The 17,817-nt window shown below is 63.8% G+C and carries 13 protein-coding genes and 1 pseudogene; 8 read left to right on the top strand and 6 right to left on the bottom strand.

The annotated features are described in order from the left end of the window. Positions 1–238: 238 nt before the first annotated feature. Positions 239–3,727, bottom strand: a complete 3,489-nt coding sequence (gene smc, locus ACZ9C1_RS00560) for a chromosome segregation protein SMC (protein WP_476253383.1) — start codon at positions 3,725–3,727, stop codon at positions 239–241. 3 nt (positions 3,728–3,730) lie between these two features. After that, positions 3,731–4,390: a GntR family transcriptional regulator gene (locus ACZ9C1_RS00555; RefSeq protein ID WP_476253382.1), complete on the bottom strand. Its 660-nt coding sequence runs from the start codon at positions 4,388–4,390 to the stop codon at positions 3,731–3,733. A 272-nt stretch (positions 4,391–4,662) separates the two neighbouring features. Between ACZ9C1_RS00555 and xdhA the strand changes: the two genes are divergently transcribed. From xdhA to guaD, 4 genes are all read left to right on the top strand, one after another. After that, positions 4,663–6,117 (top strand): xanthine dehydrogenase small subunit, encoded by a 1,455-nt coding sequence (xdhA, locus tag ACZ9C1_RS00550; RefSeq protein ID WP_139672540.1) that lies wholly within the window; start codon positions 4,663–4,665, stop codon positions 6,115–6,117. Then, on the top strand, positions 6,110–8,509 hold the full coding sequence (xdhB, locus tag ACZ9C1_RS00545) for a xanthine dehydrogenase molybdopterin binding subunit (protein WP_476253381.1): 2,400 nt from the start codon (positions 6,110–6,112) through the stop codon (positions 8,507–8,509). The genes xdhA and xdhB overlap by 8 nt, the downstream gene beginning before the upstream one ends. 129 nt (positions 8,510–8,638) lie before the next feature. Beyond that, positions 8,639–9,484 (top strand): xanthine dehydrogenase accessory protein XdhC, encoded by an 846-nt coding sequence (xdhC, locus tag ACZ9C1_RS00540; RefSeq protein ID WP_476253380.1) that lies wholly within the window; start codon positions 8,639–8,641, stop codon positions 9,482–9,484. Between the two features lie 10 nt (positions 9,485–9,494). Then, entirely contained in the window at positions 9,495–10,799 is a 1,305-nt protein-coding gene (gene guaD / locus ACZ9C1_RS00535) for a guanine deaminase (protein WP_476253379.1), read from the top strand. Here guaD and aqpZ read toward each other — a convergent pair. Beyond that, positions 10,796–11,494, bottom strand: coding sequence for an aquaporin Z (gene aqpZ, locus ACZ9C1_RS00530; RefSeq protein ID WP_457378285.1), 699 nt, complete (start codon positions 11,492–11,494; stop codon positions 10,796–10,798). The two genes, guaD and aqpZ, sit on opposite strands and share 4 nt — an antisense overlap. Before the next feature lie 145 nt (positions 11,495–11,639). Beyond that, on the bottom strand, positions 11,640–12,395 hold the full coding sequence (locus ACZ9C1_RS00525; protein ID WP_038705701.1) for a GntR family transcriptional regulator: 756 nt from the start codon (positions 12,393–12,395) through the stop codon (positions 11,640–11,642). A gap of 355 nt (positions 12,396–12,750) precedes the next feature. Here ACZ9C1_RS00525 and ACZ9C1_RS00520 point away from each other — a divergent pair, with 355 nt between their 5' ends. After that, positions 12,751–14,100 carry an NCS2 family permease gene (locus ACZ9C1_RS00520; RefSeq protein WP_258598671.1) on the top strand — a complete coding sequence of 450 codons (1,350 nt, stop codon included), beginning with the start codon at positions 12,751–12,753 and terminating at the stop codon, positions 14,098–14,100. A gap of 454 nt (positions 14,101–14,554) precedes the next feature. Here ACZ9C1_RS00520 and ACZ9C1_RS00515 read toward each other — a convergent pair. Beyond that, positions 14,555–14,800, bottom strand: a pseudogene (locus ACZ9C1_RS00515) (RHS repeat-associated core domain-containing protein); the annotation flags it as partial. A gap of 183 nt (positions 14,801–14,983) precedes the next feature. Next, entirely contained in the window at positions 14,984–15,337 is a 354-nt protein-coding gene (gene uraH / locus ACZ9C1_RS00510; protein ID WP_028692847.1) for a hydroxyisourate hydrolase, read from the bottom strand. A 366-nt stretch (positions 15,338–15,703) separates the two neighbouring features. Between uraH and puuE the strand changes: the two genes are divergently transcribed. From puuE to ACZ9C1_RS00495, 3 genes are all read left to right on the top strand, one after another. Then, positions 15,704–16,630 (top strand): allantoinase PuuE, encoded by a 927-nt coding sequence (gene puuE, locus ACZ9C1_RS00505; RefSeq protein WP_102684653.1) that lies wholly within the window; start codon positions 15,704–15,706, stop codon positions 16,628–16,630. Further along, a complete protein-coding gene (uraD, locus tag ACZ9C1_RS00500; RefSeq protein ID WP_102684652.1) occupies positions 16,630–17,145 on the top strand; it encodes a 2-oxo-4-hydroxy-4-carboxy-5-ureidoimidazoline decarboxylase in 516 nt (171 codons plus the stop codon). The genes puuE and uraD overlap by 1 nt, the downstream gene beginning before the upstream one ends. A 98-nt stretch (positions 17,146–17,243) precedes the next feature. After that, complete coding sequence (locus ACZ9C1_RS00495; RefSeq protein ID WP_023631381.1) at positions 17,244–17,747, top strand: ureidoglycolate lyase; 504 nt, start codon at positions 17,244–17,246, stop codon at positions 17,745–17,747. Positions 17,748–17,817: the final 70 nt, after the last annotated feature.

Here is a 17,817-nt window from a genome sequence, read left to right as displayed (position 1 = left end):
TAGCACGACCAAAGGCAACTTTACACCGTCTGTCGCGTCTGCTGAGGCTTTTGCCTACACGTTCACACCCTTTCTTTACCCCTTAGGGTCTGTCCGAAATGTATCTGCACTCGCCCATACTGCGTTGAAACGGGGCTCGGAATGCTCATGTACTCCAGTACAGTCGGGCGCGACCCCGGCCGTTCCTCCCCCCGTTTCGCCTTGTCTGGCCTTCGCGCAGACACATTTCGAACAGACCCTAGGCGTCGACCATGGCCATAGCCTCTTCCACATCAACTGCTACAAGACGTGAACAACCCGGTTCGTGCATGGTCACCCCCATCAGCTGGTCGGCCATTTCCATGGCGATCTTGTTGTGGGTGATGTAGATGAACTGCACGGTTTCGCTCATTTCCTTGACCAGGCGCGCATAGCGCCCGACGTTGGCATCGTCCAAAGGTGCGTCGACTTCGTCGAGCATGCAGAACGGCGCCGGGTTCAGCTTGAAGATGGCGAACACCAGGGCCAGGGCCGTCAATGCCTTCTCGCCGCCGGACAGCAGATGGATGGTGCTGTTCTTCTTGCCCGGCGGGCGCGCCATGATCGTCACCCCTGTATCGAGTAGATCTTCGCCCGTCAGTTCCAGATAAGCGCTGCCGCCACCGAAAACTTTTGGGAAAAGTGCCTGTAATCCGGCATTTATCTGATCAAAGGTATCCTTGAAGCGGTTGCGGGTTTCCTTGTCGATCTTGCGGATGACGTTTTCCAGGGTCTCCAGTGCCTCGACCAGATCGGCGTCCTGGGCATCCAGGTAGCGCTTACGCTCGGATTGCTGCTCGTACTCTTCGATGGCCGCCAGGTTGATCGCGCCCAGGCGCTGGATACGCGCCTCGACCTGCTCCAGCGCCTGCTCGGTGCCCTGCTCGCTGGCCTCGGCCTCGAGCGTGGCGAGCACGCCCTGAAGATCGTAGCCGTCGGCGAGCAGTTGTTCCTGCAAGGTCTTGCGCCGCACATCCAGCCCCTGGGACTCCAGGCGCTGCTGCTCCAGCTGGCCGCGCAACAGTTGCGACTGCTGCTCGGCCTGGGTGCGGCGGCGCTCGGCATCACGCAACTCACGGTCCGCCTCGTCCATGTGCAGCCGCGCCTGGCGCATTTCTTCGTCGACACTCATGCGGCGCTCGAGCAGTTCCTCAAGCTTCAGGCGCAACTCTTCCAGCGGCGCCTCGCCTTCCTCGAGATTCAGGTTCAGTTGCTCCTGACGCTCGTTCAGGCGCGCGGCCTGCTGTTCCAGGCGCTCGAGCGCCTGGCGGGTGGAATCGTGCTGGGCGCGCAACGAGCCCAGGCGCACGGCCAGTTGATGGGCATGATCCTTGTGCTGGCGGGCCTCCTGGCGGACCCGGTCGAGACCTTCGCGCAGGGTGTCGCGGCGCGCCATCAGTTGCTCGCGCTGTTCGGTGTCCGCGGCCATCAGGTCGAGGGACTCCTGCAACAGCAGGCGCGCCTCGCCCAACTGCTCATGCTCCAGGGCACGCTGCTCCTGGAGCTCGGCCAACTCTTCGTGCAAGCGTCGGCGGCGCAGTTCAAGCTGTTCGGCCCGGGCCCGGCCAGCAGACAGGCGCGCCTTGAGCTCACCGTGCTGGCGGCTCTCGTCCTGGCTGCGACGGCGCAATTGCTCGCGCTGCTCCTCCAGGTCGAGCTGTTGTTCACGCAGACGCTGCAGTTGCTCGTCGAGCTGCTCGAGCGACGCTTCCTGCTCCAGTTGTTCCTGGGCCAGGCGTTCGATTTCCTGGCCCCTGGCCAGCACGCCGCCCTGGGCTTCACCACCGCGGCTGACCCGCAGGAAATGCCGCCCCACCCAGTATCCGTCGCGGCTGACCAGGCTTTGGCCAGCAACCAGTGACGCCCGCTGCGCCAACGCCTGCTCCAGCGTTTCAACCGGCCTGACCTGCCCCAGCCAGGCCGACAGGTCGGCCCGCCCCTCGACCTTGTCGAGCAGGCTGCCGGGAACACGCGGGCCCTCGCCCCCGGCCAACAGCAGGCGCAGATCGCCCTGCTCCAGCGCGGCGAAGTCCAGGCCGGCGAAGTCATCCAGCAACACTGCCTGCAGGTCGGCGCCAAGCACCGTTTCCACCGCCAGCTCCCAGCCGGGCTCGACCCGCAGCCCCTCGGCCAGGCGCGGGCGCTGCTCCAGGCCCTGGGCGCGCAGCCAGTCGGCGGCCCCCACACCGGGCTCCAGTGCCGCCTGCTGCAAAGCCTCCAGCGAGGCCAGACGCCCGCCCAGGCGCTGCAGATCACCCTGCTGTTGCTGTTGTGCCTGGCTGGTCTGCTGCAGGTGTTCGCGCAACCCTTCCAGGCGCTCGACCACCTGCTGCTCTTGCAGGTGCAGCTCTTCGAGCAGCAACTCGCTGCTGGCCACTTGCTCGCCCAGATCAAACGTCTCGGTGTCCTGGGTATCACCACCGAGCTGCTCACCCTCCTCGCCCAGCTTGCGCTGGCGCTCGGCCAGGCGCTCCAGGCTCGATTCGAGCTGCGCCAGGCGCGCCTGCTGCACCTCGGCCTGACGGCGCGGCTCGGCGGAGCGGGTGTTGAAGCCGTCCCACTGCTCCTGCCAGCCGTGCATGCCGAGCTCAGCTTCCTCCAGGGTCGCGGCGGCTTCCTCGGCCGCGGCCAGGGTCAGCTCCTGCTCCGGTTCGAGCATCGCCAATTCTTCGCCGAGGGTCGCCAGCAAGGTGCGGTCATGCCCCAGGTGCGATTCGGTTTCCAGGCGGCTGCGCTCGGCCTCCTTCAGGTCGTCCTGCAACTGGCGCAGACGCTGCTGGCCGTGCTGGATGCTCTGCTCGACGCGGGCGATATCGCCAGCCACCGAATAGAAGCGGCCCTGCACCTGGTTGAAGCGTTCGGACAACTCATGGTGACCGTCGCGCAGTCGCTCGATGCTGGCGTCGGCGTTGCGCTGTTCGGCCACCAGCGCCTCGAAGGCGACCTCCTGGCCGCCGATCACCGTCTCGCGCTGGCGCACCCGCTCATCCAGGTCGCGCCAGCGCAGAGCCGACAGGCGTGCCTTGAGCTGACGTTCCTCGGCCTTGTACTCACGGTATTTCTCGGCAGCCTGGGCCTGGCGGTGCAGGCGCTCGATCTGGCGTTCCAGCTCTTCGCGCAGGTCGGTCAGGCGCGCGAGGTTTTCCTGGGTACGGCGGATGCGGCTCTCGGTCTCGCGGCGACGCTCCTTGTACTTGGAGATGCCCGCCGCTTCCTCGATGAAGTTGCGCAACTCCTCGGGCTTGGCCTCGATCAGCTTGCTGATCATGCCCTGCTCGATGATCGAATAGCTGCGCGGCCCCAGACCGGTGCCGAGGAAGATATCGGTGATGTCACGACGCCGGCACTTGGTGCCGTTCAGGTAATAGGTGTTCTGCCCGTCGCGGGTGACCTTGCGGCGGATCGAGATCTCGGCGTAGGCGGCGTACTCGCCCACCAGGCTGTTGTCGCTGTTGTCGAACACCAGCTCGATGCTGGCCTGGCTGACCGGCTTGCGGCTGGTGGAGCCGTTGAAGATGACATCGGTCATCGACTCGCCACGCAGGTTCTTCGCCGAACTCTCGCCCATCACCCAGCGCACCGCGTCGATGATGTTGGATTTACCGCAGCCGTTGGGGCCGACCACGGCGGCCATGTTGCTGGGGAAGTTGACCGTGGTCGGGTCGACGAACGACTTGAACCCGGCCAGGCGGATGCACTTCAGGCGCACCGGTCAGACCCGCGCCAGCGCCGCCAGCACCAGTTCGCAACTGCGCTGGCAATAGGCGGTGAGCACCTCGCGGATGCGCGGCAGGTCGCGGGCGACCACAGCTTCGAGCAGGTGGGCGAACAGCTCCAGGTAATCGACCATGTTGGCCTGGCGCTGGTCCAGGGCCAGGTAGTAGGCGCGGCTCATGGCCGGCTGCAGGTTCTCGACGGTTTCCTGCAGGTACGGGTTGTTGGCGAACGGATACGCGGCGCGCATCACCGCGAAGCTGTCGCCGACGAAAGCCTTGATGTCCTTGCCGGCATGGGCCTGCTTGAGGCGCTGCTGGATGTCCAGGAACGGGCGCAGGTCGCGCTCGGTGCGCCAATGCTGGGCAACGGCATTGCCCAGCAGGATGTAGAACTCGCCCATCAGGGCGCACAGGCTGCGCACGCTGTTCTCGTCGAGTTCGGTCACATGGGCGCCACGGCGCGGCAGGATGGCCACCAGGTGCCGGCGCTCGAGGATGAGCAGCGCCTCGCGTACCGAACCGCGGCTGACGTTGAGGGCCTGGGTGACCTTCTGCTCCTGGATGCGCTCGCCGGGTGCGAGTTCGCCGCGGATGATCCGCTCGGCCAGGTAGTGGGCAATTTGCTCGGAGAGGCTGTCCGGCGCCTTGAACGTCATGGTTTTCCTTCGCAATCTGGGTAGCTGTGCACAAGGGCGCGATTGTAGCGCACTTGCCAGGCGCTCGCGCAGCAGGACTGCGTGCTTTGTGCGACTGGCGGGTCAACTTTCCTGCACGGCGCGAACTATGCTTTGGAAAAGGCTCGATGAGGCGGCTCGGCAGGCCCTCGTGCAAATTCTTGACCTTTGAGTCAGAAAATTATTGACCCGAAGGTCAGCCGTTGCTTAGAGTCCGCCGGAACAACAATAAAACCATTGCGAGGCCCTCCCCCGTGATCCAGTTTCTCGTCAACCAGGAGCTGCGCAGCGAGCATGCCCTGGACCCGAACATGACGGTGCTGCAGTACCTGCGCGAGCACCTGGGCAAACCCGGCACCAAGGAAGGCTGCGCCAGCGGCGACTGTGGCGCCTGCACCGTGGTCGTCGGCGAACTTGTCGAAAACGCCCAGGGTGGCGACGACATCCGCTACCGCAGCCTCAACTCATGCCTGACGTTCGTCTCCGCCCTGCACGGCAAGCAACTGATCAGCGTCGAGGGTCTCAAGCACCAGGGCGAACTGCACAGCGTGCAAAAGGCCATGGCCGACTGCCATGGCTCGCAGTGCGGCTTCTGCACCCCTGGTTTCGTCATGTCGCTGTTCGCCCTGCAGAAGAACAGCCAAGGCCACGACCTGCACCAGGCCCAGGAGGCCCTGGCCGGCAACCTGTGCCGCTGCACCGGCTACCGGCCGATCCTCGAGGCTGCCGAGCAGAGCTGCGCACGCCCCTGCCGCGACCAGTTCGACGCTCAGCAGGCGCAGACCATCGCTCGCCTCAAGGCCATCGCCCCGCAACAGACCGGCGAGCTTAATAGCGGCGACAAGCGCTGCCTGGTGCCGCTGACCGTGGCCGATCTGGCCGACCTGTACAGCTCGCACCCCGAGGCGCGCCTGCTGGCCGGGGGTACCGACCTGGCGCTGGAAGTCACCCAGTTCCACCGCACCCTGCCGGTGATGATCTATGTCGGCCACGTCGCCGAACTCAAGCGCATCGACAAGACCGCCAGCCATCTGGAGATCGGCGCCGCCACGCCGCTGACTGACTGCTACACCGCGCTCAACGAGGAATACCCCGACTTCGGCGACCTGCTGCACCGCTTCGCCTCGCTGCAGATCCGCAACCAGGGCACTCTCGGCGGCAATATCGGCAACGCCTCGCCAATCGGTGACTCGCCACCTCTGTTGATCGCCCTCGACGCGCAGATCGTCCTGCGCCAAGGCGAGCGCCAGCGCACCCTGGCCCTGGAGGACTACTTCATCGACTACCGCATCACTGCACGCCAGGACAGCGAGTTCATCGAGAAGATCATCGTGCCGCGCGCCAGCAACGACTGGGCCTTCCGTGCCTACAAGGTGTCCAAGCGCCTGGACGACGATATCTCCGCGGTGTGCGCGGCGTTCAACCTGAGCATCGAGAACGGGGTGGTCAGCGGCGTGCGCATCGCCTTCGGCGGCATGGCGGCGACTCCCAAGCGTGCCCGCGCCTGCGAAGCCGCGCTGCGCGGCAAGCCGTGGACCCAGGCCAGCGTCGAACGCGCCTGCCAGGCCCTGGCCGAGGACTTCACCCCGCTCAGCGACTTCCGCGCCAGCCGCGAGTACCGCCTGCTGACCGCGCAGAACCTGCTGCGCAAGTACTTCATCGAACTGCAAACGCCGCACATCGAAACCCGGGTGACCGCCTATGTCTAACCATCACGCCGTCAAGAGCCAGGCCGAGATGGCCGCACTGTTCAGCCAGGACCTGACCACCGGGGTCGGCCGCAGCCTCAAGCACGACAGCGCCGACAAGCATGTGGCCGGCGAGGCGGTGTACATCGACGACCGCCTGGAATTCCCCAACCAGCTGCACGTCTATGCACGCACCGCCGACCGCGCTCATGCGCGCATCCTGCGCATCGACACCACGCCCTGCTACCAGTTCGAAGGGGTGCGCATCGCCATCACCCACGAAGATATCCCGGGCCTCAAGGACATCGGCCCGGTGGTCGCCGGCGACCCGTTGCTGGCCATCGACAAGGTCGAGTTCTTCGGCCAGCCGGTGCTCGCCGTTGCCGCCTGCGACCTCGAGACCGCCAGGCGCGCCGCCATGGCCGCCATCGTCGAGTACGAAGACCTGGAGCCGGTGCTCGACGTGGTCGAAGCCCTGCGCAAGAAGCACTTCGTGCTCGACAGCCACACCCACCAGCGCGGCGACTCTGCCGCCGCACTGGCCAGTGCCCCGCACCGCATCCAGGGCACCCTGCACATCGGCGGCCAGGAGCACTTCTACCTGGAGACCCAGATCAGCTCGGTGATGCCCGGTGAAGACGGCGGCATGATCGTCTACTGCTCGACGCAAAACCCCACCGAGTTACAGAAGCTGGTGGCCGAGGTGCTCGACGTGCCGATGCACAAGATCGTCGTCGACATGCGCCGCATGGGTGGCGGTTTCGGCGGCAAGGAAACCCAGGCCGCCAGCCCCGCGTGCCTGTGCGCGGTGATCGCGCGCCTGACCGGCCAGCCGACCAAGATGCGCCTGCCGCGGGTCGAAGACATGACCATGACCGGCAAGCGTCACCCGTTCTACGTGGAATATGACGTCGGCTTCGACGACAACGGCCGCCTGCACGGGATCAATTTCGACCTGGCGGGCAACTGCGGCTACTCGCCGGACCTGTCCGGTTCGATCGTCGACCGCGCCATGTTCCACTCCGACAACGCCTACTACCTGGGCGATGCCACGGTGCACGGCCACCGCTGCAAGACCAACACGGCCTCCAACACTGCCTACCGCGGCTTCGGCGGCCCGCAGGGGATGGTCGCCATCGAACAGGTGATGGACCATATCGCCCGTCACCTGGCCCTCGACCCGCTGGCGGTGCGCAAGGCCAACTACTACGGCAAGACCGAGCGCAACGTCACCCACTACTACCAGACCGTCGAGCACAACATGCTCGAGGAGATGACCGCCGAGCTCGAAGCCAGCAGCGACTACCATGAGCGCCGCGAATCGATCCGCCGCTTCAACGCCAACAGCCCGGTGCTGAAAAAAGGCCTGGCGCTGACCCCGGTGAAGTTCGGCATCTCGTTCACCGCCACCTTCCTCAACCAGGCAGGTGCCTTGATCCACATCTACACCGACGGCAGCATCCACCTCAACCACGGCGGCACCGAGATGGGCCAGGGCCTGAACACCAAGGTCGCGCAGGTGGTGGCGCAGGTGTTCCAGGTCGACTTCAACCGTATCCAGATCACCGCCACCAATACCGACAAGGTGCCCAACACCTCGCCCACCGCCGCCTCCAGCGGCGCCGACCTGAACGGCAAGGCCGCGCAGAACGCCGCCGAGATCCTCAAGAAGCGCCTGACCGAGTTCGCGGCCCGGCACTACAACGTCACCGAGGAAGACGTCGAGTTCCGTAACGGCCATGTGCGCGTGCGCGAGCAGATCGTCAGCTTCGAGCAGTTGGTGCAGCAGGCTTACTTCGCCCAGGTATCGCTGTCGACCACCGGTTTCTACCGCACGCCGAAGATTTTCTACGACCGCAACCAGGCCCGTGGCCGCCCGTTCTACTACTTCGCGTTCGGCGCCGCCTGCGTGGAGGTGATCGTCGATACCCTGACCGGCGAGTACAAGATGCTGCGCGCCGACATCCTGCACGACGTGGGCGATTCGCTGAACCCTGCCATCGACATCGGCCAGGTGGAGGGTGGTTTTGTCCAGGGCATGGGCTGGCTGACCACCGAGGAACTGGTGTGGAATGCCAAGGGCAAGCTGATGACCAACGGCCCGGCCAGCTACAAGATCCCGGCTGTGGCCGACATGCCGATCGATATGCGCGTCAAGCTGGTGGAGAACCGCAAGAACCCCGAGGACACCGTGTTCCACTCCAAGGCCGTGGGCGAGCCGCCGTTCATGCTCGGCATTGCCGCCTGGTGCGCGATCAAGGACGCGGTGGCGAGCATCGCCGACTACCGCGTGCAGCCAAACATCGACGCGCCGTCGACGCCGGAGCGGGTGTTGTGGGGTTGCGAGCAGATGCGCAAGGCGGTGGCTGCGGCGCAGCCTGCCGAACAGCAACTGGAGCCCGTGACGCACTGACGCCGCCGCCCCTGTAGGAGCGGCTTCAGCCGCGAAGCTGACACCGCGGTGCCTGGCAGCCGCTTCGCGGCTGATCGCGGGTGAACCCGCTCCTACAAGGACCGAGTCGTTTGATAGAGGATCTGAATCATGCACCAATGGATCAACGCCCTCGCCGACCACCAAGCCCGTGGTGAGCCCTGCGTGCTGGTAACCATCATCGAGGAGCGCGGCTCCACCCCGCGCAACGCCGGCTCGAAAATGGTGGTCAGCGCCAGCGCGCTGTACGACACCATCGGCGGCGGCCACCTGGAGTTCAAGGCCCTGCACATCGCCCGGCAGATGCTCGCGGAACACCGCAGTACCCCGCACCTGGAGCGCTTCAGCCTCGGCGCCAGCCTCGGCCAGTGCTGCGGCGGCGCCACCGTGCTGCTGTTCGAGCCGATGAGTGGCGTGCATGCCGAGATCGCCGTGTTCGGCGCGGGCCATGTCGGCCGCGCTCTGGTACCCTTGCTCGCCGCGCTGCCCTGCCGGGTGCGCTGGATCGACTCGCGCGAGCAGGAGTTCCCCGCGCTCATCCCCACCGGGGTAAGCAAGATCGTCAGCGAAGAGCCGGTCGACGAAGTTGCCGACCTGCCCGCCGGCAGCTACTGCATCGTCATGACCCATAATCACCAGCTGGACCTGGAGCTGACCGCCGCGATCCTCAAGCGCAACGACTTCACCTGGTTCGGCCTGATCGGCTCGAAGACCAAGCGCGTCAAGTTCGAGCACCGCCTGCGCGAGCGCGGCTTCGACGACGCCCTGATGGCGCGCATGCGCTGCCCGATGGGCCTGGCCGAGGTCAAGGGCAAGCTGCCGATCGAGATCGCCGTGTCCATCGCCGCCGAAATCATTGCCACTTACAACGCCTGCTTCGGCCAGCACGACGCTGCCGCCAATTCAGGCCCCATCGCCCAGTTGCTGCCGTCCTCGCGACGCAGCCAGACCCTTTGACGAGAGCCCCATGAGCGCAACCCGCAAAGCCTACCGAGCCGCCATCCTGCACAGCATCGCCGACCCCGCCGAGGTCGGCCTGGAGGCGTCCTGCGAATACTATGAAGACGGCCTGCTGGTGGTCGACGACGGCCGCATCAGCGCCCTGGGCCATGCCAGCGAGCTGCTGCCGACCCTCGACGCCGACATTCCGGTGCAACACTACCAGGACGCACTGATCACCCCGGGCTTCATCGACACCCATATCCATTTCCCGCAGACCGGCATGATCGGCTCCTACGGCGAGCAGCTGCTGGACTGGCTGAACACCTACACCTTCCCCTGCGAAAAGCAGTTCGCCGACAAGGCCCATGCCGACCAGGTAGCGAAGATCTTCCTCGCCGAACTGCTGCGCAACGGCACCACCACCGCGCTGGTGTTCGGCAGCGTGCACCCCGAGTCGGTCAACGCCCTGTTCGAGGAGGCCGAGCGCCTGGACCTGCGCATGATCGCCGGCAAGGTGATGATGGACCGCAACGCCCCCGACTACCTGACCGATACCGCCGAGTCCAGCTACCGCGACAGCAAGATGCTGATCGAGCGCTGGCACGGCAAGGGCCGCCTGCACTACGCCGTCACCCCGCGCTTCGCGCCGACCAGCACGCCGGAACAGTTGAGCGTGGCCGGCCAGTTGCTCAAGGAGCACCCGGGCGTGTACATGCACACCCACCTGTCGGAGAACCTCAAGGAAATCGACTGGGTCAAGGAACTGTTCCCCGAGCAGAAAGGCTACCTCGACGTCTACGACCACTTCGAGCTGCTCGGTGAGCGCTCGGTGTTCGCCCACGGCGTGCACCTGTGCGACGACGAGTGCCAGCGCCTGGCCGAAACCGGTTCGGCCATCGCCTTCTGCCCGACCTCCAACCTGTTCCTCGGCAGCGGCCTGTTCAATCTGCCCCAGGCCGAGCGCTTCAAGGTCAACGTCGGCCTGGGCACCGATGTCGGCGCCGGCACCAGCTTCTCGCTGCTCAACACCCTGAACGAGGCGTACAAGGTGATGCAGTTGCAAGGCGCGCGCCTGCACCCGTACAAGTCGCTGTACCTGGCCACCCTCGGCGGCGCCCGCGCCCTGCGCCTGGAGGACCGCATCGGCAGCCTGCGCCCGGGCAATGACGCCGACTTCGTGGTGCTCGACTACAAGGCCACCCCGCTGCTGGACTACCGCCTGCAGCAGTCGAAAAGCATCGAGGAGACCTTGTTCGTGCTCACCACCCTGGGCGACGACCGCACCGTGCGCGAGACCTACGCCGCCGGGCGTTGCGTACACCAGCGCTAAGGTTGTTTGGCCAGGCCTCGATAGAATGCACCGCCGATCACAGCGCCGATCAGCGGTGCCAGCCAGAACAGCCAAAGTTGCTGCAGCGCCCAGCCACCGACGAACAGCGCAGGCCCGGTGCTGCGCGCCGGGTTCACCGAGGTGTTGGTGACCGGGATCGAGATCAGGTGGATCAAGGTCAACGCCAGGCCAATGGCGATCGGCGCAAACCCGGCCGGCGCCCGGGCGTCCGTGGCGCCCATGATGATCACCAGGAACATCGCGGTCATCACCACTTCGCTGACGAAGCCTGCGGCCAGGGTGTAGCCGCCGGGCGAGTGTTCGCCATAACCATTCGACGCCATGCCGTTACCCACCTCGAAACCGGCCTTGCCGGTGGCGATGAAGTAGATCACCGCCGCGGCGAGGATCGCGCCGATCACCTGGGCAATCACGTAGGGCAGCAACTCTTTTGCCGGGAATCGCCCCCCCACCACCAGCCCGAACGACACGGCGGGGTTGAGGTGACAACCGGAGATATGGCCGATGGCGAATGCCATGGTCAGGACGGTAAGGCCGAAAGCGAAGGCGACACCCAGGACACCGATGCCGACAGGCGAGCTGGCGGCCAGCACCGCGCTGCCACAGCCACCCAGGACCAACCAGAAGGTGCCGACCAGCTCGGCACCCATGCGCACACCCAGGGATGAACTCATGGAGCATTCCTCAAGTAATTGGACGCAACGACTGCGCAAGCCCAACTGCTTGATGAAGGTTTGCTGAGGAAAATCTAGCAGAGCCTTGGCCAAGGGCCAGTAAAGCCAGGGGCTGCGAAGCAGCCCCGCTCAGGCAGGCAAACGATCAACCCTTGGCAGTAGCCTTGGGCTTTTTCAGCAGGTGAGAGAACACCGCGTGCAGATCGTCCGAGGCGCTCTCCTCGTCGAGGTTGAGCTTGCTGTCGATATGGTCCATGTGATGCATCATCAGGCTTACCGCCTGCTCGGCATCACGGGCCTCGATCGCATCGATCAGCTGCATGTGCTCATCGTACGAGCAGTGCGAGCGGTTGCCGCTCTCGTACTGGGCGATGATCAGCGAAGTCTGCGACACCAGGCTGCGCTGGAAGCTCACCAGCGGTGCGTTGCCGGCGGCTTCGGCCAGCTTGAGGTGAAACTCGCCGGACAGGCGGATACCGGCGCCACGGTCGCCACGGGAGAAGCTGTCACGCTCCTCGCGGACCATCTGGCGCAGTTCGTTGAGCTGTTCGAGAGTGGCGTGCTGCACGGCCAGTTCGGTGATGGCGCGCTCGACCATGCGCCGCGAGAAGAACACCTGCCGCGCCTCCTCGACCGTGGGGCTGGCCACCACCGCACCACGGTTGGGCCGCAACAGCACCACGCTTTCATGGGCCAGGCGCGACAGGGCGCGGCGGATGATGGTGCGGCTGACGCCGAAGATCTCGCCCAGTGCTTCCTCGCTCAACTTGGTGCCCGGTGCCAGACGCTGCTCGAGGATCGCCTCGAAGATATGCGCATAGACGATGTCGTCCTGGGTACCGCTGCGGCCGGCCTTGCCAGTGCGCACAGGTTTTTTCAGAGGTTGCAGCTGTTCGTTCATGGGCTCTCGAGCACAAAGGATCTGCCAGTCGGACCGTGACTGTAATACCGGTCAGCGGGGGGATGGCAAGCCCTGGAAGAAGAAAAGGGGCCAAGGTATGGCGCCATTGTACACAGGCTGACCCGTTTCTGCAGGTGGCCTTTTACCTATATAGCCGTTGTACGGCAGTTCGTGGGAACAAAAGATAAAACATTATTTGCATTCTTTGTACACAAAAGCATAATCCTGCGAGCAACTTCCTGACCCAAAAGTCAACAAACTGGTCGGACGTCTGCCACACCCCCTCGCGAAGCCCCCCAGTGCATGGCTCAGGACCAGGCTTCGAACAACAAGAAAGACTTGAGGAGTACTCGCTGTGGAAAGCCGCAAATCCGAAGCACCTACGCTGGATCTCGTCCCACCGCTCGAAACGGGCTGGCTGGAGCGGATTTTCAAACTCAAGCAGCATGGCAGCACCGTCCGCACCGAGCTGATTGCCGGGGTGACCACCTTCATCACCATGGCCTACATCATCTTCGTCAACCCCAACATCATGGCCGACGCCGGCATCGACCACGGCGCGGCATTCGTCGCCACCTGCATCGCCGCCGCCCTCGGCTGCCTGTTGATGGGCCTGTACGCCAACTGGCCGGTCGGCCTGGCGCCGGGCATGGGGCTCAACGCCTTTTTCACCTACACCGTGGTCGGCACCATGGGCTACAACTGGGAAACGGCGCTGGGGGCGGTGTTCGTCTCGGGCGTGCTGTTCATGTTCCTGACCGTTTCGCGCGTGCGTGAGTGGCTGCTCAACAGCATCCCGCTAAGCCTGCGCCACGCCATGGGGGCCGGCGTCGGCTTGTTCCTCGGGCTGATCGGCCTGAAAACCGCCGGCATCATCGTCGACAGCCCGGCAACCCTGGTCAAGCTCGGCTCGCTGCATGAGCCCGGCCCACTGCTGGCGGCGGTGTGCTTCCTGCTGATCGCCATCCTCAGCTACAAGCGGGTGTTCGGCGCGATCCTGATAAGCATCATCGGCGTCACCCTGGCCGGCTGGGGCCTGGGCCTGGTCAAGTTCGGCGGGGTGGTGTCGATGCCACCAAGCCTGGCACCGACCTGGATGGCCATGGACGTGGTCGGCGTGTTCAACGTCAGCATGATCAGCGTGGTACTGGCGTTCCTGTTCGTGCACATGTTCGACACCGCCGGCACGCTGATGGGCGTGGCTCAGCGCGCCAATCTGGTGGCACCGGACGGGCGCATCGAGAACCTGTCGCGGGCACTGAAGGCCGACAGCACCTCCAGCGTGTTCGGCGCGGTGGTCGGCGTGCCGCCGGTGACCAGTTACGTGGAAAGTGCTGCGGGTGTGGCGGCAGGCGGGCGCACCGGTTTGACCGCCGTGGTGGTTGGCGTGCTGTTCATTGCCGCAATGTTCTTCGCCCCGCTGGCCGGAATGATTCCGGCCTATGCCACCGCCGGCGCGCTGATCTACGTGGCGATGCTGATGATGGGCAGCATGGCGCATATCGAGTGGGATGAAGCCACCGACAGCATTCCGGCGATCGTCACCGTGATCATGATGCCGCTGACCTTCTCGGTGGCAGACGGCATTGCCCTTGGCTTCATCAGCTACGTGGCGCTCAAGGCAGGTACCGGCAAGTTCAAGGAGATCTCGGCCAGCCTGTGGGTGCTGTGCGCCATCTTCATTGCGAAGTTTGTGTTCCTCTGATCTTCACAGCCTTAACAGGGGGCGCTTCGGCGCCCTTACTTGTTGATCCTGGTGATATAGTTTTTTTCCTCGCGAAAATGCCCGTCCGCGGAAGGTTGGCTGGCTTTGCGTCAGGCGGAGCCTCTTTTACAACTTCAATGACATCATAAGCCGCTGGCAGGATCGCGGTCACATCAAACGCATCCTTCTTGTAGCCTATGTCTGGCACTAAACTGACACCGGCTTTAAGAAGTACCACTAAGGTAACACCCTCTATAGCGGCTTTACGGTAGGGCTCTACATATGCTGAGTCTGGCCCGAGATAGAAAGCCTCCCCTTGAGCTTGCCTACCTGGCCTTGAATGGCCTCGGGAAACACCTTGCACCACCCCTTGTACATTAAATCCATCTGTCGCATGAAACCCAAGTACTATACGCCTCGCCGCCTTACCAAGTAACATCACAGATGATTTAACATGACCACTTGGGTCTTTGTTGTTCAGCGGATCTCCCTGACAGTAGCTGTATGCGTTCAAATCACCTTTGGCGAACGGACTCATACTGTCCGGGCTATTGAAAGTCATCAAAACCGGATTGTACGCTCTGTAACCATTACCCAAAAGGTAATGACCAGTTGCCCTTTCCACCAACTCGCCAGTGAACCCGAGGGAAACTTGACCGCGCCTATGGTAGCCATAGGGCGTGTATGCATATTGAGTGCTCATCAGGCCGGATGCTCAGCTGACTGAAAGCCCGATGGTCTCAAACGACCGACACACAGACCACTGACAAAAATGTCAGTGGCACGCCGAACCCCCACCTGAAAGAGCATATTCAGCAGACGAAAAAAAGCCCGCCAGTGTGAGAGCGGGCCAAGGACCTACGAAGAGTCTTCTAGCGACCAACTAGCTTCCACGATAGGTCGAATAGCTGTACGGCGAGATCAGCAGCGGCACATGGTAGTGCTCCTGCTGCTCGTCGATGCCGAAGCGCAGCACGACCACGTCGAGGAACGCGGTGTCCGGCAGCTTCACACCCTTGGCGCGGTAGTAGTCACCGGCGCTGAACTGCAATTGATAGACGCCGGTGCGGTAGTCGTCACCCTGCAGCAGCGGCGCGTCAACGCGGCCATCGCTGTTGGTCAGGGCGGTGTTTACCAGTTCCAGCTGCTGGCCTTCGACGCGGTACAGCTCGACCTTGATCGAGCTGCCCGGGCAGCCATGCGCGGCGTCCAGTACGTGTGTGGTCAAACGTCCCATTTGCTTGTCGCCTCTTGTCGTCTACGTGGGCAAAAAATACACGGCAACAGGCTGGCACCGTGCGGGAATGCAGCCATTAAGACAGTTTAGCGATAAATTGTACACAATTTTTTCTGCATCCCAGGTCAAGACTCCTCGAACACTCCATCAGTCGCAAAGACACGCCCGATGCCGACCCTCACGGCATTAGCTGACCAATCAGGCAGGTTTCTTGCAAGCCATTCTCAGGCGACAAATGGGAAGAAATGCGGAAAAACAGGCTTACAAAGTATTTAAGAAGTTGTATACAATCAGCCCATCCGGTGGTGCGACATCCCGACGCGGCCCGCCCACCACTCGCACATACGTACAAGAAGGAAGACTGCAGTGAGCGCTGACTACCCTCGCGACCTGATCGGTTACGCCAACAACCCACCTCATCCGCAATGGCCGGGCAATGCCCGCATTGCACTGTCCTTCGTGCTCAACTACGAAGAAGGTGGCGAGCGCAACATCCTGCACGGCGACAAAGAGTCCGAAGCGTTCCTCTCCGAAATGGTCGCCGCCCAGCCGCTGCAGGGCGCGCGCAACATGAGCATGGAGTCGCTCTACGAATACGGCAGCCGCGCCGGCGTATGGCGCCTGCTCAAGCTGTTCAAGGACAGCGGCGTGCCGCTGACCATCTTCGCCGTGGCCATGGCCGCCCAGCGCCACCCCGACGTGATCCGCGCCATGGTCGAGGCCGGCCACGAGATCTGCAGCCACGGCTACCGCTGGATCGACTACCAGTACATGGATGAAGCGCAAGAGCGCGAGCACATGCTCGAAGCCATCCGCATCCTCACCGAACTCACCGGCGAACGCCCACTGGGCTGGTATACCGGCCGCACCGGCCCGAACACCCGGCGCCTGGTCATGGAGGAAGGCGGCTTCCTCTACGACAGCGACACCTATGACGACGACCTGCCCTACTGGGAGCCGAGCAACCCGACCGGCAAGCCGCACCTGGTGATCCCCTACACCCTCGACACCAACGACATGCGCTTCACCCAGGTACAGGGCTTCAACTGCGGCGAGCAGTTCTTCCAGTACCTCAAGGACGCTTTCGACGTGCTCTACGAGGAAGGCGCCGAGGCGCCGAAGATGCTCTCCATCGGCCTGCACTGCCGCCTGGTCGGCCGCCCGGCGCGCCTGGCCGCGCTCAAGCGCTTCGTCGACTACGCCAAGAGCCACGAGCAGGTCTGGTTCGCCCGTCGCGTGGACATCGCCCGCCACTGGCACGCCACCCACCCGTACAAGAAAGAGAACGCCTGATGACCGCCTTCAAGACCCTCAAGCCCTCCACCCTGGACCGCGCCGCCTTCGTCGCGGCCTTCGCCGACATCTACGAGCACTCACCGTGGGTCGCCGAAAAAGCCTACGACCTGGGGCAACTGGCCGAGCTGGACGAGATCGAGGCGCTGCATCAGCGCATGAGCGACATCCTGCTCAGCGCCAACCACGCCGACCAGCTGGCACTGATCAACGCTCACCCGGACCTGGCCGGTAAGGCCGCCATCCAGGGCGAGCTGACCGAATCGAGCACCAACGAGCAGGCCGGCGCCGGTATTCACCAGTGCACCGCTGAAGAGTTCGCCCGCTTCACCGAACTCAACGACGCCTACAAGGCCAAGTTCCAGTTCCCGTTCATCATGGCGGTCAAGGGCAGCAACCGGCACCAGATCCTCGCCTCCTTCGAAAAACGCATCCACAACGACACCGATGCCGAGTTCAAGGAAGCCCTGGCCCAGATCAACCTGATTGCCCTGTTCCGCCTGCTTCAGCTTTGAGGGTTGAACCCCGTCCTGGCCCGAGTGCGTGACGCGTCCGCACCCAGGGCCTGGCCGGCAAGCCAACCCACCCAACAACGAATAGAAGAGATAACCGCATGCGCACCCTGATGATCGAGCCCCTGACCAAAGAAGCCTTCGCCCCCTTCGGTGACGTGATCGAAACCGACGGCAGCGACCACTTCATGATCAACAACGGCTCGACCATGCGCTTCCACAAGCTCGCCACGGTCGAGACCGCCGAGCCTGAAGACAAGGCGATCATCAGCATCTTCCGCGCCGACGCGCTGGAGATGCCGCTGACCGTGCGCATGCTGGAACGCCATCCGCTGGGCAGCCAGGCTTTCATCCCGCTGCTCGGCAACCCCTTTCTGATCGTGGTCGCGCCACTTGGCGATGCACCTGTATCAGGCTTGGTCCGCGCCTTCCGCAGCAATGGCAGGCAGGGCATCAATTACCATCGCGGCGTCTGGCACCACCCGGTGCTGACGATCGAAAAGCGGGATGACTTCCTGGTGGTTGATCGCAGTGGTTCCGGCAACAACTGCGATGAGCATTACTTCCCCGAGGAACAGATGTTGATCCTCAATCCCCACCAATAAGAAAGGGTCGGTCATCCGAGGGGCTGTACGAAATGCTTCGAGCGGCGATCAGGCAAGGCGAAAACAGGCG

Source organism: Pseudomonas sp. TE21435 (assembly GCF_056279265.1).
The sequence above is the reverse complement of the archived record's forward strand: the minus strand, read 5'-3'. Positions and strand labels throughout refer to the sequence as shown.

Excerpts from the sequence above, each read along its gene's own strand:
- ACZ9C1_RS00555 (WP_476253382.1), bottom strand. The coding sequence starts at position 4,390 with ATGACGTTCAAGGCGCCGGACAGCCTCTCCGAGCAAATTGCCCACTAC.
- xdhB (WP_476253381.1), top strand. The coding sequence starts at position 6,110 with ATGTCTAACCATCACGCCGTCAAGAGCCAGGCCGAGATGGCCGCACTG.
- xdhC (WP_476253380.1), top strand. The coding sequence starts at position 8,639 with ATGCACCAATGGATCAACGCCCTCGCCGACCACCAAGCCCGTGGTGAG.
- guaD (WP_476253379.1), top strand. The coding sequence starts at position 9,495 with ATGAGCGCAACCCGCAAAGCCTACCGAGCCGCCATCCTGCACAGCATC.
- aqpZ (WP_457378285.1), bottom strand. The coding sequence starts at position 11,494 with ATGAGTTCATCCCTGGGTGTGCGCATGGGTGCCGAGCTGGTCGGCACC.
- ACZ9C1_RS00525 (WP_038705701.1), bottom strand. The coding sequence starts at position 12,395 with ATGAACGAACAGCTGCAACCTCTGAAAAAACCTGTGCGCACTGGCAAG.
- uraH (WP_028692847.1), bottom strand. The coding sequence starts at position 15,337 with ATGGGACGTTTGACCACACACGTACTGGACGCCGCGCATGGCTGCCCG.
- uraD (WP_102684652.1), top strand. The coding sequence starts at position 16,630 with ATGACCGCCTTCAAGACCCTCAAGCCCTCCACCCTGGACCGCGCCGCC.
- ACZ9C1_RS00495 (WP_023631381.1), top strand. The coding sequence starts at position 17,244 with ATGCGCACCCTGATGATCGAGCCCCTGACCAAAGAAGCCTTCGCCCCC.